Consider the following 16,037-nt stretch of genomic DNA (forward strand, 5'->3'; position numbering starts at 1 on the left):
AGCCAAAGGGAGGATTATCAACATGCAAGCTATCGTAAAATTTGATCAAGTGACCTTTCAACCAGGCGACACAGCCCTCTTAAAAGACATTTCTTTTTCTATATATGCAAATGAAATGATCCGTGTCGAAGGACCGTCTGGAAGCGGAAAAAGTACCTTGCTGCGTTTAATTGCAGCCCTTATTCCGAGAAATTCAGGTCAAATTAACTACTTAGACCAACCACTAGAAGAAGTAGCTTATCAAACATACCGGCAAAATATTTCATATGTGGCCCAAAATCCACTATTATTCGGCGAAACCATCCGTGATAATTTTGAATTGGTTTATGAAGCCCACGATAAAGACTTTGATGAAAATCTTGTATTGTCTTATATGAAGGCTTTCGGTTTAAGCCATATTGCACTCGACAAATCGATTCATAAAATTTCTGGCGGGGAAAAACAGCGGATTGGTTTAATCAGACACCTGCTTTTTCCACCTAAAGTCCTCTTATTAGATGAAATTACTTCATCATTAGATGAGGACAATCGTGAATTGGTATGGCAGATTTTACTGGACTATAAAGAAAAACACGGAGTCACCATCCTATGGATTAGCCATATTCAAGATGGGTCTCTCCAACCAAACCGGGTCTTCCATATTGCCAACCAAGAAATGATAATTGAGGAGCGTGGTCTAAATGACTAATGCATTAACAACAACCCCAACAACTTTAGCTTTTTCATTTATTCTAGTGATTATCGCGGTCTTGATTTCTTATAAAGAGAAATTGGGGCTTGAAAAGGATATTTTATGGTCAATGCTTCGAATGGTCGTTCAATTGGTCATCATCGGTTACGTGCTAACATACATTTTCCAGATCGATTCAATTATCGTAACGGCCATCATTATGATTTTTATGATTGTAAACGCGGCTTATAATGCAGCAAAACGAGCCAATAAGATTCCCAATGCCTTCAAAATTTCTTTAATTTCTATTATTGGTGGGGTAGTGACGTCAATCCTCGTTTTAGTGGCTTCAGGCTCTATTCAATTCGTACCAGCGCAAATCATCCCAATCACAGGGATGTTAGTGGGAAATGCCATGTCAGTTATCGGATTAGCTTTCAGAAATTTGAATAACGAATTCGCCAAATCACAACAAGAAGTCAATGAACAGTTGGCCCTAGGTGCGTCTATTAAATTAGCTTCTACAGGTATTGTCAGAGAAGCGATTAGAGGGGCACTGCAACCTACTATTGATACAGCGAGAACTGTCGGTTTGGTCTTGTTGCCAGGTATGATGACTGGGATGATGCTAGCAGGTGCGGTACCCTTGAGTGCAATTATGTATCAGATTTTGATTTATTTTATGATGATTGCGACTTCTGCAATCACATCCATGATCGCCGTATACTTAGCTTATAAGCATTTCTACAGTAGTTATGGGCAATTACAAATCCCTTCATAAGCGTGTGGGTCAAGGAAGCCTGGTGAAGGCTTTTTTGCTATCTAAAAGTGTCAAATATCCGTATAATGAGTGATATGTTATTAAGAAGATAGTCCATTGAATGATCAACATTCGACACTATCAAGGAGGTAAAAGAATGGGTTTATTATATCAAGAATCAGTCAAAGTGCGTCACTACCATTGTAATGCATTAGGGGAGATGACACTTCCTGCTATCTTGGATATCATGTTGATTGCATCCAATAATCAAGAAGCGACGATTCCAGAAGCGAAAGAAGGTTTCCGCCAAGAGGGTTGGGCTTGGATCATCACACAAAATCAAATAGACATCAATCGTTTACCACGTTACAACGAGGATATCATTGCAGAAACCGAGGCAACAACTTACAACAAGTTTTTCAGCAAGCGTCATTACGCCTTGAAAACAAGTGACGGTCTAGTTTTGGCCCAAGCAGAGACAACATTCGCCTTAATCGACTTGAATCAACGGTCAATCGTCCGAATTCCAGAAATCGTTGCTGAATGGTATCAAGTTGAAAAAGAAGAAAGACCGAGTCGCCGTAAACGATTAAGTAAAGAAGTAGCACATGAATCAAAAGTTGACCGCTTTGAAGTAAAGTTCTTAGATATCGATCTCAATAACCACGTAAATAACACTATCTACTTAAGGTGGATTACCAATTCACTAGGCATGGAATGGTTTGAAAAATATACACCAACCACCTTCACCATTGCCTATGAAAAGGAAATGTACTTGCATCAAGAAGGTGCCGTGCATTCTGACTTATCGACATTATCTAAAGACCTGAAATCGGATGGTACTTTCAACACGCAGCATGTCATCGATAGTGAAGATAACGCCCACTGTTTAGCAGAAATCACATGGCAGGTAAAATAACCGGCTAGTTTGGAGTAAGTATGCAAGTAAATAGAGACTATTATATTATTGAACGAATGGAATGGAATCAATACTTAAAAGACTTAAAGGAAGAATTTGAGATCAAGCTGACCAATGAACAATTGGACCGGCTAACATCTTTAAATGATTCCCTATCTTTGAAAGATGCAAACGAAGTATACAAACCTTTAACCCAGTTGATTGCCATTTACCGTGAAAACTATAAGAACCTTGAAAGAAAGAGGGCCAATTTCTTCGGCATCACTGGAGAAATACCGCCCTTTATTATTGGCATTGCCGGTGGGGTAGCAGTTGGTAAAAGTACAACAGCTCGATTGCTGAAACTCTTTTTAGCGCAAGCCTATCCTGATTTAAACGTCGAATTAGTGACTACAGACGGGTTCTTATACCCAAATGCAGTACTTGAAGAAAAAGGGTTAATGGACCGGAAAGGGTTCCCAGAATCTTATAATATGGAGGCCTTGGAAACTTTCTTAACAGATGTGAAAAGCAATAAAAGAGAAATCTATTATCCAAAGTATTCCCACTCCGTTTATGATATTGTAGAGGACGAGGAGAATGTATTGCGTAACCCTCAAATTCTAATAGTTGAAGGGATTAATGTCCTACAAACATCAGAGAATAATACGGTTTATATGAGTGACTTCTGGGATCTGTCCGTCTACGTCGATGCAGATGAAAAGCAAATCGAGGAATGGTTCTACCAACGATTCAACCTCTTAGTTGACCATGCCGTTGACCACCCGGATGACTTCTACTATCAATTTACCCAAGTGCCCCATGAAAAGGCCATGGAGAGAGCAGAGCATACTTGGAATAATATCAACCTGATTAACTTGCAGGAGTATATCTTACCAACACGCAATAGAGCCAATATTGTCATACATAAAGAAAAAGACCACTATATCAATGAGTTGTGGATCAAGAAATATTAGAAAGAAGGCGGATAGTGAAGAAGAAGTTTACTTGGCGAAGAATCGTCAGTTTGTTATTTGTAGTGATTGTCGGTTATTGGGCAATCAATAATTTCGGGTCAATCAAAGGGATATTTGATTCAATTATTGCTGTCACATTACCATTCATACTAGGTGCAGCTTTGGCCTTTATCCTGAATTTACCTTTGAAATTTTTTGAAAGGCATATGACTAAGCTAGTTGGGAAATATTACACTTGGTACAGGATCGTGGGGATTTTATTTGGTTACCTGATCGTCGCTGGGGTGATTGCCTTTATTATCTTCCTAGTAGTACCGGATTTACAGGAAACATTAGGATCATTTATTAGCCAAGTACCATCGGAAATCAATTTGCTCTATAACAAAATTAATCAGTATATTGTAGATAATCCGCAAATACTAGAAACTGTTAACCAATTGGATGTGGACACCAATCAATTGAGAGACCAATTATTCTCAATCGTTCAATCTTTTACATCAGGTATTTTGGATACCACATTTAGTCTTGTTGGTAACCTTGTGAACGGCGTCTTTAATGCATTTGTAGCCATTATCTTTGGTACGTCAATCCTATTTAAAAAGGAAACCTTAACCAGACAATTTAAAAAGATTATTTACGGCACTATGCCTAAGCACTGGGCCAACTTTACCGTCAACTTAGGCGCTGAAGCCAATCAAACCTTTGGCCATTATGTGTCTGGACAGGTAACTGAAGCCTTTATTTTACTGGTATTAGTCTTTACCGGAATGACCATTTTCAACTTCCCGTTCACCTTATCGATCTCGGTCCTAACTGGTGCAATGGCTTTGGTCCCTATCTACGGGGCCATCATGGGTGGGGTTGTCGGCTTCTTCCTAATCGCTGTTGTTGATGTTGTCCAAGCTATTTGGTTTATCATTTTCATTATTGTTGTCCAGCAAGTTGAAGGGAATATCATATACCCACGAGTTGTCGGTGGGTCAGTCGGTCTACCAGGCATTTGGGTTTTATTCTCAGTAACCGTTTCAGGTGCCTTCTTCGGCCTAGCCGGAATGTTACTATCAGTGCCGATTTTTGCCCTATGCTACAAACTGGCATCCGCAACCATCAATTACAATTTAGACCAAGACAATATCAAAGTAACCACAGAAACCAATAATCTTAAATAAAATCTATTGACTAGTAATTCTTGCAAAAGGGCGGTAACAGCACTGTTATCGCCCTTTTTTACTACCTGTAAGTAATTCTTTTCCCAAATTCGTCTTAGAAAGGTCATATCAAAATGGTTTTCTTGTACACAAAAAATAGTGCTGGTGGAAATGATTGTGCATTTTCCACCAACACTATTTTCTTTTGCACGATTGTATGCGTATCGTTTATTAAGAATATCCCATTGAAACGTCCATTGGTGTTTCTTCTGAGAATTGACTATTGTATAAATCAGCGTAGAAGCCGTCTGCTGCCATTAATTCATCATGGGTACCATGTTCAGTGATATTCCCTTGTTGCATAACTAGAATCAAGTCAGCGTCACGAATCGTTGATAAACGGTGGGCAATTACGAAGCTCGTTCTGCCTTCCATAATCTTATTCATAGCTTCTTGAATCAATTTTTCAAGACGGGTATCTACTGATGATGTCGCTTCATCCAAGATTAAGATATCTGGATCCGCAATCACGGCACGAGCGATAGTCATCAATTGTTTTTGTCCTAATGAAATATTGTTAGCTTCTTCATTGATTGCCATTTCATAACCGCCAGGTAGGGTGTTGATGAAATGGTCAACGTTGGCAACTTCTGCTGCTTCTTGGACTTCATAGTCATTAGCATCTAACTTACCGAAACGAATATTTTCTAAGACAGTATCAGTGTATAACCAAGCATCTTGTAATACCATACCAAAGTGCTTGCGTAATTCCCCGCGTGTCATTGATTTAGTAGGTACACCATCAATTTTAATCGCACCAGCATCCACGTCATAGAAACGCATCAACAAGTTGATTAAAGTCGTTTTACCTGCACCAGTTGGTCCTACAATGGCCACTGTTTGACCAGGCTCAACTTTGAATGAGATATCTTGCATCAAGGGTTTCTCTGGGTCATAACCGAAGCGAACGTGGTCGAATTCAACAGCACCAGTAACTTTCGCTGGTAGGTGGCCGGTAACTTCTTCTTGGATCTCATTTTCCTCGTCTAAGAAGTCGAAGACACGGTGGGCTGCAGCTAGGGCTGATTGTAAGACACCAGATAGTTGGGTCAACATTTGAATCGGTTGGGTAATTTGCATCACGTATTGGACCAAGGCTTGTAGATTACCAACTGTCAACTTCCCAGCAAGGGTATATAAACCACCGGCAATCGCAGTGGCCACGTAACCCAAGTTACTAACCGTATTCAGTAACGGCATCATTAGAGACGATAGGAAGCTGGCTCTAAAACCGTAATCCCGCAATTGTTGGTTTCGGCGTTCGAATTCTGCCACCGATTCCTCTTGACGACTGTATACCTTGATTTCAGTGAAACCTGACAACTGCTCTTGCGTATAACCAAATAAGTTCCCCAAGGCATTCGCTTGATTTTGGAAGGCTGATTGCGATTGGTTAATAATCAGCTTAGCAAAAAGGAATGACAATGGAATTGTGGTCACAATAATTAAGGCGAGGTGCCATTGGATAATGAACATGGAAATAACCGCAAAGGAAATCCCAAGAATCGCATTCACAAACTGAATAAAGGACTGTTGCAAAGCATTAGTAATTGAATCAATATCATTGGTCATTCGGGATAAGACATCACCCGTTGGATGGCTGTCAAAATAAGAAACAGGCATGTTGTTGGCTTTCTTAGCCACATCGTTACGAAGGTCGTAAATAGCATTTTGTACCACGTTTGTTAGCCAATACTGACCTAAGTATTGACCCGACCAGAAGAAGCAACCACGGATAAAGTAAAGTAGGGCAATATAACCAACGTAATCATAGTTGATACCTGCACCAGGTACTTGGTTCATCAAATCCACTACATTACTGGTTAATTCAGTGATAGCTAAACCAAGTACGATAGGTTCTAAAACACCGGCAATATTCATCCAAACAGTGGCAAACATGGCCAAGAAGAATTGGCCTTTATAGGGTTTGATATACCGCCATAGGTTACCTAAGATTTCCTTAGTTGGAATTTCTCGTTTTTCAATTTCTGTATTAGCCACGATTTAATTCCTCCTCACTTAATTGAGATGATGCAATTTCATAGTAAAGTTCAGACGTTTTAAGCAATTCTTTATGAGTACCGCGCGCTGCCACTTCACCCTCATCTAGGACGATGATTTGATCAGCATGGATAATGGAACTTACACGTTGGGCAACGATGATAGTTGTTGCATTCTGTGTTTCGTCTTTTAAGGCTTGGCGCACTGCAGCATCAGTCTTGTAGTCTAGTGCTGAAAACGAGTCATCAAAGATGTAAATTTCTCGGTCCGCGATAATGGAACGGGCAATAGACAAACGTTGTTTTTGTCCACCAGATAGGTTGGCCCCACCTTCATCTAAATGAGTCGCATATTTGGTTTCCAAACGGTTAATAAATTCAGAAGCCTGCGCCACGTTAGTCGCTCGGTCCAGGTCCATATCATCCGCATTGAATTTACCATAACGTAAGTTTTCCGCGATATCCCCAGTAAATAGTAGGGCTTTTTGCGGTGTATACCCAATTTTTGATCGTAAAGCATTCAATTCATAGTTTCGAACGTCAATCCCGTCAATTAAAATCTGACCCTTACTCACGTCGTAGAAACGTGGGATTAACTTAACAATCGTTGATTTACCAGATCCAGTTGACCCAATAAAAGCCACCGTTTCACCAGGATTTGTTTTAAAGGAAATGTTCCGTAGAACGGGCTTAGAAGCATCTGGATAAGCAAAGTCAACGTCACGGAATTCTAGGGTACCAAATTCATCAGATTCAGTAATAGCCACTTGTGGATCAGGTGAAGCAACTGTAATTGGCATATCCATCACCTCTCGTAATCGACCAGCTGAAACCGCCGCACGTGGGTACATCATAAAAATGTTGGCAAACATTAATAATGAGAATAATGCGTGGAAAACGTACTCGATAAAGGCAACCATGATACCGACTTGCATAGAACCAGTCTCAATCAAGCCAGCCCCAAACCAAAGGATCGCAATAATCACGGTATTCAATAATAGAGAGAATAGGGCCGGTGTAACCGCGATGGTTTTGAATAATTTACCAGATTGTTTCTTGTAAGATTGGTTAACGTCTTTAAACCGGCCTTCTTGGAAGTGCTCATTATTGAAGGCACGGATTACACGTAAACCAGTAATGTTTTCCCGTAGAATCCGGTTGATATTATCTAAACTTGCCTGTTGTTTTTCGGAAATCGGCAAAGTGTATTTGGCAATAAAAATCACAGATAAGATGATAATAATAGAAACGGGAATCACGTAGATTCCTAATGCTGGTGAAATGGAGAAGATCATAATGATCGAGAAAATTAGCATCATAGGCGATACTAGGCCTTGTTTTAAAGTCATCTCCATAAATTGTAAAATCACAAAGGCATCGGTTGAAATACGGGTCGTTAAAGATGCCACACCTAACTCTTGAAACTCATGGTGAGATAGGTTTTGCATTTTCTTGTAGGCGTCATTTCGGATGTTCATAACCATATCATTGACGATATTAGAAACCGTATAAGCGGTAATCGTCCGTGAAACGAGGGATAGTACCACCAATCCCATCATTATCCATGTATAGCGCCATAATAAAGGGATATTCTGGGTAATAATGGCATTATCAATCATTTGCGCTAATAGGGTAGGTAAGCCAATCATTACTGCTGCGGTCCCAAAGGTGGCAATGAATGTGATCAGCAATTTACCAGGGTATTTTTTAACGTATTTCCAGATAAAATTCAAATGTTCTCCTCCTTAAACTTATTTTGCCTAGTAGTCATTGAAAAATATAAAGAATAAATTATCGCCAAAGTGAATAAAAGGCAGACCGAAATCGGTCTGCTTTTATCAGTTTGTGTTTTAACAACACTATTTATTCAGCGTATAATTTTTGGATGCGGTCTTGCACATCTTTATTGTCTAAAAATTCTTCGTAAGTAGTATCCATACGGTCAACCACACCATTTGGTGTTACATGGATGATACGGTTAGCGATTGTTTGGATAAACTCACGGTCATGAGAAGTGAATAATTCGACTTCTTTAAATTTGATTAAGCCCTCATTAAGACTAGAAATAGATTCCAAGTCCAAGTGATTTGTTGGGTCATCCATTACCAATACATTGGCTTTAGATAACATCATCTTAGATAACATACAACGAACACGTTCCCCACCCGATAATACATCTAGGTTTTTGTTTACTTCGTCACCAGAGAATAACATACGACCTAAGAATGAACGTAAGAATGTGTTATCTTCTTCCTCTGGACCATTGGCGAATTGACGTAACCAATCAAGGATACTTTGTTGGCTGTTTTCAAATTCATCTGAGTTATCTCGTGCCAGGTAAGTTTGACTTGTAGTGACACCCCATTTGTATGAACCTGAGTCTGGTTCCATATTCCCTGTGATGATTTCCATTAAAGCAGTAGTTGAGATATCGTTACGAGATACAAAAGCTACTTTATCTTTTGGACGGATAATGAATGATACATTATCTAATACTTTCACGCCATCAATTGTTTTAGAAAGGTTTTCTACTGTTAGTACATCATTACCAATTTCACGTTCTGGCTCGAATCCAACAAATGGGTATTTACGGCTTGAAGGACGAATGTCATCCAATTCGATTTTCTCCAATGTTTTCTTACGAGAAGTCGCTTGTTTTGATTTAGATGCGTTGGCAGAGAAGCGGGCGATAAAGTCTTGTAACTCTTTCACTTTCTCTTCTTTTTTCGCATTTGCATCAGCTTGTAATTTAGCAGCTAATTCTGAAGATTGTTTCCAGAAGTCGTAGTTACCAACGTAAAGTTGAATTTTACCGTAGTCTACGTCACAGATGTGGGTACATACCTTGTTTAGGAAGTAACGGTCATGGGAAACAACTAATACAGTGTTCGGGAAGTTGATGATATATTCAGCTAACCATTCGATGGTGTCTGAATCCAAACCGTTTGTCGGCTCATCTAGTAGTAAGACGTCAGGTTCACCGAATAGTGCTTGTGCAAGTAAGACTTTTACTTTTTCTTGCTCAGCTAATTCGCTCATTGTTTGGTAGTGCATGCCTTCGCCAATACCTAAACCACGTAATAATTGTGATGCTTCATTTTCAGCATCCCAACCATTCATTTCAGCAAATTCAGCTTCTAATTCACCAGCGCGAATACCGTCTTCTTCAGAGAAGTCAGCTTTAGCGTATAGGGCATCTTTTTCTTCACGAACTGTGTAAAGACGTTTGTTACCCATGATAACAGTGTCTAAAACTGTGTATTCTTCAAAACCAAAGTGATTTTGGCTTAAAACTGATAGGCGTTCGTCGTCACCCATTGATACGTTACCAGTTGTTGGGCTTAATTCGCCAGATAATACTTTTAAGAAGGTAGATTTACCCGCTCCGTTGGCACCGATAATGCCGTAGCAGTTCTCAGGTGTGAATTTTAAGTTTACTTCATCATACAATTTACGACTTGCAAATTGTACACTTACATTATTTACAGTTAACATCTTGATCCTCTTTCTTCCATAAGATTCGTGGCGTAAAACGCCTGACCATACTCATGGTACATGATTAGCACCCTTGAATCAAATACATTTAATCCAAAGGTGCTATTTTTATTGCGACCGATTATTAAAATCCGTCACTATTTTTTATTTAGTCTATTTTGCAAACGTTCAAACCAAGTCATTTTACTGCGCGGGGCAGATGTTCTGGCTTGTTCGCCTTCGTTTAAAGCCTTCTGCATGAAGATTTGTTGTGAGTCTACTGGCGCTAAATCATTTTGTACATATTGGTAGGTACAGTCAGGTAATTTGTAACGCGCTTTGGTATTATCTTCTAAGTATACTTTCAAGATTTCCATGATTTCTTCATGGATATGTTCATCTAAAATAGGGAACTCGATTTCTACACGGCGGATCATGTTACGGGTCATCATATCAGCAGATGATAAGAATAATTTCTCATCACCGTTATTGTTGAACCAGTAGATACGGCTGTGTTCTAGGAATCGACCGACAACTGAAATGACATTGATATTTTCTGATACGCCAGGAATACCCGGTACCAGACAGCAAATACCACGGATAATCAGATCTACTTTTACCCCAGCTTGACTCGCTTCGTATAATTTTCTGATGACATCTTTTGACGTTAGTGAATTCATTTTGGCAATAATATGACCATTACCATTTGCTTTGTGGGCTTGAATTTCATCCTCGATATCTTCAATGTAGTTATCGCGAATCGCAAAAGGTGATACGTGTAGGTAGTGGTAGTCGGGTTGGTTAGAGTAACCACTTAGATAGTTGAAGAAGTCTGTTGCATCTTCCGCGATCCCTTCGTTAGTTGTTATGATCCCCATATCAGTATAGAAACGGGCAGTCTTATCATTGTAGTTACCAGTTCCAAGATGGACGTAACGGTGAACGCGACCATTCTTTTGTTTCACAACCATGGCAATTTTAGAGTGGGTTTTAAGGTGGGTTTTACCATAGATTACATGGCAACCAGCTTCTTCTAAGATTTTTGCCCATTGGACATTATTTTCTTCATCGAAACGTGCTTTCAATTCCACTAAAACTGTTACTTGTTTACCACGTTCAGCAGCTGTTTTTAAGGCTGAAATAATTGGTGAATTCGCCGATACTCGGTATAAAGTTTGCTTGATCGCAAGGGTATGTGGGTCATTGGCTGCATCTTGGATAAATTCGACCACTGGTTTGAATGAATCATAAGGGTGGTGTAGGAAGATATCACGTTTTTCAGCTAATTTGAATAAATTAGTGGTTTGTAATTCGCTAGGGTAAACCGGTTTAAATGGTTCATAGCGTAAGTTAGGGAAGTAGTTTTCCAAAACATCGATGGCATCCCCAAGGCCGGTTAAGTCTAGTGGACCGTTTACAAAGTAAAGGTCACGTTCTAATAGACCCAATTCTTCCAGCAGGTATTCAAGGTCTGCATGGATATATTCTTGATCATAATTTTCTTCTTGTTGAATTTCGATACGAACGGCCATACCGTTACGTCGTTCTACTAAGTAGTCTTCAATGACTGTTAATAAATCGTCCGCGCCATCTTCTTGAATGTCTAGATCGGCATTACGGGTCACACGGAACAAGAAGCTAGATTCGATAGTATAGCCAGTAAATAAGGTTTCAATAAAGTTTGTCACAATATCTTCTAGATTAATGAAGTAGTAGTGACCATTTTCTTCGTAATGGAAGTAACGGTTCACCAACTGTGGAATTGGGACAATTGCTACTTGCTGTTCGCCTTCACGACTTAAGTTCACAAAAATATGAATTAATTTGTTGTTTAAGCTTGGAAAAGGACGATAAGCATCAATACCAAGTGGTGTAAGCGTTGGGTAAATTTCATTGAAGAAGAATGTTTTCATTTTCTCTTGGCGACGAGTAGGCGCTTCGTTGAAACGGATAAAGTGGATATTGTGTTTTGCCACTTCTTTCTTCAATTCTTGGTATAGGGCATATTGATATTCGTTATTTTCATGGTTCTTATCCGCGATGGCGATTAATTGCTGTTCAGGTGTCCATTGCTTTTTACTATCCAGTTCATTCACATTTAAGTGGAATTGATCTTGTAAACCAGCAACCCGGACCATCATAAATTCATCTAGGTTAGACGTCCCAATACTTAGAAAGCTTAATCGTTCTAATAAAGGGTTTCTGTCATCAGCAGCTTCTTGTAATACACGGTAGTTAAAATTTAACCAAGAGACTTCTCGGTTTTCATAGTAATCAGGATTATCAAGATCGTATTTGATTTGTTCAGTCATTTTTGTATTCTCCTTTTCATTAAGCTACGGAGAGATTAGTAACTGTTATAAAATGGCCCGATATGAATTTGCATTTATAAACTCTAGGGTAATGTCTTTCCCGATTGCACGTTCTACATGTTTCTTTTGGTCCTCAGAACGGTAGACTTCGGATAATAATTCTCCTTGGTAGAAGATACGTAGAATCAGGTTATTACCTTTCATCACGGTATCCATACTTTTCACAATATTGTTATGAGAATCATTTAGACATTCAGCAAACTTGATCAGTCCTCCAATGTGTTGAAGGGTTTCCACTTGTTTATCGTCTAGCATTTCTCCATAGGTTGTTAAATATTGGTCAAATAAAGTTTTATTTTTATATGAAGCTAAAATAGAAAGGGCTAATCTTTCAGGATGCGAGAATCCATTTAAGTTAGAGTTAGAAAGTAAATAGAAGGTATGTTGTGATGCATTTCCTGGTTCAATCATTTCCCCAAGATTGTACAAATATGCCCCATAATTCATTAACTCTAATTCACGATCATTCAATTTCAAATAGCCATCTTCACTTAAGGCCGCGTGTAACTGGCGAGCAATCACCATTCGTTGCGCTGAATCAGGCATTGAAAATTGGTAAATACTAGATAATCGCTCAACTGTTTGTTGGGCCACTCGATGGATGTCGAAGGCAGACCGGTATTTTTCCTCTAAATATTCATACACAATACCCTCACGCAATCCTTGTTGTGAGAACTTAAATACTGGTGAATCAACGGTTTGAATTAATTCTTGGAAAACGATTGTCGCTGGCACAATAATATCTGCTCGGTTAGAAGACAAACCTTCTAATTTGAGCATCTCTTTCATTGACAAGTCGACAAAGGTATCAAAGACTTGGTCAATTTGCTTTGGCTTCATTGTATATCCATGTAAACCAGCCATACCGTAATTTGACTGCATTTGGTGGACACGGGCAACGTTACGCGCAGAACCACCAATAGCAAAGATTGGTAGGTTTAATTTTTCAAAGAAGGGTTGTTCAGAAAAGGCTTGGCGGACAAATTTACGTGTTTCCTTGATGCTTTTAGCATCATTGAAGTCTTTCCCGTTAAAGAATTTTTCTTGTAATGATACGGCCCCAAATGGGAAAGAGAAGGCTTCAACCAATTCCTTGTCCTTAAAGACTGTGATTTCTGTTGAGCCACCACCGATATCAATGGATACACCGTCAGAATCACTCATAGAGTGAACGACTGCAGAGAATCCGTAGTAAGCTTCCATTTCTTCTGGCACTAATTCAATGGTGACACCAGTTTTTTTCTTCACTTGATTGATGATGTCATCTTTATTTTTTGATTGTCGGATGGCTGCAGTTGCTTTTGGCAAGATGCGGTCAGCTTTTAATATAGCCGCTTCTTTTGCAAAGGCGCCAATTATCCGGGCTAGGGTGTCAATACCATCCTGCGACATTTCGTGATCATCATTAATATATTGAAAAATCCGTGCGGGAATTTTGATGTTTTGAATTTCTCGCATGGCTAAATTATCTTCGACTTGAAAGACAACAAGGCGAATAGAGTTTGAACCTATATCAATCAAACCAATTCGTTCTTTCATAACTATTGTGTCCTTTCGATTTTCATGTACTTCAGTAACAACTAAAATTAAATTTATCTTAGGCTTAGTATAACGCAATTTCAGCAAATCCGAAATAATATTTCCCGATAAGTAAAAGACTATTTCTGCAGGGAATTAGATAGGGGATTCTAGAAGAAGAGGGCCGTGACATCAAAGCCACAACCCCCCCTAATTGTTATTTAACGATAGCCGTAATATCGGGCTACGAAAGTCAAACTCTTCCGACCTTTCCCAAAATACTCCAATTACATGACAGTAATTGTTCGGCTCTTGGGTCGGTTAAATAGTTCTTGTTCATAAGCCAACTCCTATAAAGTCTAGTGTCTGAGTGAATGGTGACTATATAGTGATTTTACAGTCACTATATTTCAGTCGTTTTCAGCCATTTTCAGTGACTGGTAAATGGCATTCGCCACGCCACCGTCGTAATTACTAGTTGTTTCATATTTAGCGTATGATTTCACTTCCGGTTCTGCATTGGCCATTGCGAACGAATAACCAGCTGCTTTTAGCATAGACACGTCATTGAAATTATCCCCAACTGCCACGACATTATTGATGTTGTACCCATGGTCTTGGCAGTATTTTTCAATAGCCTTACCCTTAGTCCCATCAGCATGGTTGATTTCAATATTGTACTTAAATGATGAGGTGATATGGGTATCAGGATATTTATCGCCTAGTTCTGCCGCTAATGGTTTAATCGTATTTTCAGGGTCTGCATCGACAAATGTAATCTTTATAATGGCTTGACCTTCTTCAGTGATCAAAGTTCTTAAATCATCACGATAATCGATGGTTGTTACCTCATTTGATTGAGTTGCACGCGTTCTCGCTTCTTCTAATGACATTTCCGGATTCATCTCGTGAATCAGTTCCGTAATTGCAAGAATGCGTTGCTCTAATGAAGATGAGTAGACATTTTTACTGGTCATGGCCTCCATATAAAAGCCCGCTTCATAACCCTTATCTAGAATATCAAGGGCAGTTTGGTCATCTATATCTACTTCGTATTCTACTTTTCCATTTCTGTCAAAAAGGATTGAGCCGTTCAAGCCGATAATCGGGCAACGGATACCCGCTTCATCCAATTTGACTTTAGCTTCTGTAAAATTACGGCCAGTACATACAACAAATGGAATCCCTTTATTATACGTATGCATTATCGCATCAATATTTGCTTGTGGAATATCCATATTTTCGTCCAACAAGGTGCCATCCATATCTGAAACAATCAATTCAATCATTTGTAAGCTCCTATCTCAATTAAGTTAATTTCAGTTTACCACGGTCAATTTAAATTAACTAATCAAACGGTGCATGGAAAAACAGATACCAACCTAATCTAACCAGTAGTATGACTAATCAGTAAATCACAAAAGACGTAATGCATGTTATAATGAAAGTTGGACTATTTAGAAGAGGGGAGCGTAAAGCATGACAAGATTAGGGAAGATGCCAAGTGACTGGGCCAAAGAATTAGCGCCAGTATTAGAGTCTGAGAATTTTAAACGACTCGAAGATTTTATCATACAAGCATATGAAAAAGGCCCGGTTTACCCGGACCCAGACAATATTTATGAAGCTTTTGCGCGCACGCCATTTAATCAAGTGAAGGTAGTTATCTTAGGACAAGATCCTTACCATCAACCTGGTCAAGCGCAGGGCTTGAGTTTTTCGGTGAATAAGGGGGTAAAAATCCCACCATCATTACGTAATATCTATAAAGAACTTGAAGCAGATTTAGCCATTACACCAGCTAGTCATGGAGATTTAAGGGAATGGGCTGACCAGGGCGTTTTATTATTGAATGCAGTTTTGACTGTGCCAGAGTCTAGCGCTAATGCCCATAAAGGCAAAGGCTGGGAAGTTTTAACCGATGCGGCGATTAGTGCCTTAAATCAAGCGCCTGAACCCATTGTCTTTATTTTATGGGGCAATTCCGCAAAGGCCAAAGCTACTTTAATTGATGAAAATAAACATTATATTCTAAGTTCAGTGCACCCGAGTCCCTTATCTGCCTCACGTGGCTTTTTCGGGACTCAGCCATTTTCCAAGGCAAATGAATTGCTGGAAAAATCAGGGCGGACACCAATTGATTGGCGAGTGTCAGAATAG

The 16,037-nt window shown here is 39.3% G+C and carries 11 protein-coding genes and 1 pseudogene; 6 read left to right on the top strand and 6 right to left on the bottom strand.

Going from position 1 to position 16,037, the window contains the following annotated elements; all coding sequences use genetic code 11:
- Window positions 1–22: 22 nt before the first annotated feature.
- From AWM74_RS08170 to AWM74_RS08190, 5 genes are all read left to right on the top strand, one after another.
- Complete coding sequence (locus AWM74_RS08170) at window positions 23–688, top strand: ABC transporter ATP-binding protein (RefSeq protein ID WP_034258152.1); 666 nt, start codon at window positions 23–25, stop codon at window positions 686–688.
- Window positions 681–1,451: an ABC transporter permease gene (locus AWM74_RS08175; RefSeq protein ID WP_026465900.1), complete on the top strand. Its 771-nt coding sequence runs from the start codon at window positions 681–683 to the stop codon at window positions 1,449–1,451. The genes AWM74_RS08170 and AWM74_RS08175 overlap by 8 nt, the downstream gene beginning before the upstream one ends.
- A 136-nt stretch (window positions 1,452–1,587) precedes the next feature.
- The gene (locus tag AWM74_RS08180) at window positions 1,588–2,349 is read left to right on the top strand and encodes an acyl-[acyl-carrier-protein] thioesterase (RefSeq protein ID WP_026465901.1); all 762 of its coding nucleotides are present in this window, start codon (window positions 1,588–1,590) and stop codon (window positions 2,347–2,349) included.
- A 20-nt stretch (window positions 2,350–2,369) separates the two neighbouring features.
- Window positions 2,370–3,305 carry a type I pantothenate kinase gene (gene coaA / locus AWM74_RS08185; RefSeq protein ID WP_026465902.1) on the top strand — a complete coding sequence of 312 codons (936 nt, stop codon included), beginning with the start codon at window positions 2,370–2,372 and terminating at the stop codon, window positions 3,303–3,305.
- 14 nt (window positions 3,306–3,319) lie between these two features.
- The gene (locus AWM74_RS08190) at window positions 3,320–4,474 is read left to right on the top strand and encodes an AI-2E family transporter (RefSeq protein WP_026465903.1); all 1,155 of its coding nucleotides are present in this window, start codon (window positions 3,320–3,322) and stop codon (window positions 4,472–4,474) included.
- Window positions 4,475–4,684: 210 nt separating this feature from the next.
- Here AWM74_RS08190 and AWM74_RS08195 read toward each other — a convergent pair whose 3' ends face one another.
- From AWM74_RS08195 to AWM74_RS08220, 6 genes and pseudogenes are all read right to left on the bottom strand, one after another.
- The gene (locus AWM74_RS08195; RefSeq protein ID WP_081665646.1) at window positions 4,685–6,514 is read right to left on the bottom strand and encodes an ABC transporter ATP-binding protein; all 1,830 of its coding nucleotides are present in this window, start codon (window positions 6,512–6,514) and stop codon (window positions 4,685–4,687) included.
- Window positions 6,507–8,246 (bottom strand): ABC transporter ATP-binding protein, encoded by a 1,740-nt coding sequence (locus AWM74_RS08200; protein ID WP_026465905.1) that lies wholly within the window; start codon window positions 8,244–8,246, stop codon window positions 6,507–6,509. Before AWM74_RS08200 ends, AWM74_RS08195 begins: the two co-directional genes overlap by 8 nt.
- A gap of 130 nt (window positions 8,247–8,376) precedes the next feature.
- Window positions 8,377–10,008: an ABC-F family ATP-binding cassette domain-containing protein gene (locus AWM74_RS08205; RefSeq protein WP_016897522.1), complete on the bottom strand. Its 1,632-nt coding sequence runs from the start codon at window positions 10,006–10,008 to the stop codon at window positions 8,377–8,379.
- A gap of 137 nt (window positions 10,009–10,145) precedes the next feature.
- Window positions 10,146–12,302 (bottom strand): annotated as a pseudogene (locus AWM74_RS08210) (RNA degradosome polyphosphate kinase); the annotation flags it as partial.
- A gap of 42 nt (window positions 12,303–12,344) precedes the next feature.
- Window positions 12,345–13,898 (bottom strand): Ppx/GppA family phosphatase, encoded by a 1,554-nt coding sequence (locus AWM74_RS08215; RefSeq protein ID WP_026465907.1) that lies wholly within the window; start codon window positions 13,896–13,898, stop codon window positions 12,345–12,347.
- 389 nt (window positions 13,899–14,287) lie between these two features.
- Window positions 14,288–15,166: a Cof-type HAD-IIB family hydrolase gene (locus tag AWM74_RS08220; protein WP_026465908.1), complete on the bottom strand. Its 879-nt coding sequence runs from the start codon at window positions 15,164–15,166 to the stop codon at window positions 14,288–14,290.
- Window positions 15,167–15,356: 190 nt separating this feature from the next.
- Between AWM74_RS08220 and AWM74_RS08225 the strand changes: the two genes are divergently transcribed.
- The gene (locus AWM74_RS08225; protein ID WP_026465909.1) at window positions 15,357–16,037 is read left to right on the top strand and encodes a uracil-DNA glycosylase; all 681 of its coding nucleotides are present in this window, start codon (window positions 15,357–15,359) and stop codon (window positions 16,035–16,037) included.

This window comes from Aerococcus urinaeequi (assembly GCF_001543205.1).
Lineage (GTDB): Bacteria > Bacillota > Bacilli > Lactobacillales > Aerococcaceae > Aerococcus > Aerococcus urinaeequi.

Excerpts from the sequence above, each read along its gene's own strand:
- AWM74_RS08170 (WP_034258152.1), top strand. The coding sequence starts at position 23 with ATGCAAGCTATCGTAAAATTTGATCAAGTGACCTTTCAACCAGGCGAC.
- AWM74_RS08215 (WP_026465907.1), bottom strand. The coding sequence starts at position 13,898 with ATGAAAGAACGAATTGGTTTGATTGATATAGGTTCAAACTCTATTCGC.
- AWM74_RS08220 (WP_026465908.1), bottom strand. The coding sequence starts at position 15,166 with ATGATTGAATTGATTGTTTCAGATATGGATGGCACCTTGTTGGACGAA.
- AWM74_RS08180 (WP_026465901.1), top strand. The coding sequence starts at position 1,588 with ATGGGTTTATTATATCAAGAATCAGTCAAAGTGCGTCACTACCATTGT.
- AWM74_RS08225 (WP_026465909.1), top strand. The coding sequence starts at position 15,357 with ATGACAAGATTAGGGAAGATGCCAAGTGACTGGGCCAAAGAATTAGCG.
- coaA (WP_026465902.1), top strand. The coding sequence starts at position 2,370 with ATGCAAGTAAATAGAGACTATTATATTATTGAACGAATGGAATGGAAT.
- AWM74_RS08205 (WP_016897522.1), bottom strand. The coding sequence starts at position 10,008 with ATGTTAACTGTAAATAATGTAAGTGTACAATTTGCAAGTCGTAAATTG.
- AWM74_RS08175 (WP_026465900.1), top strand. The coding sequence starts at position 681 with ATGACTAATGCATTAACAACAACCCCAACAACTTTAGCTTTTTCATTT.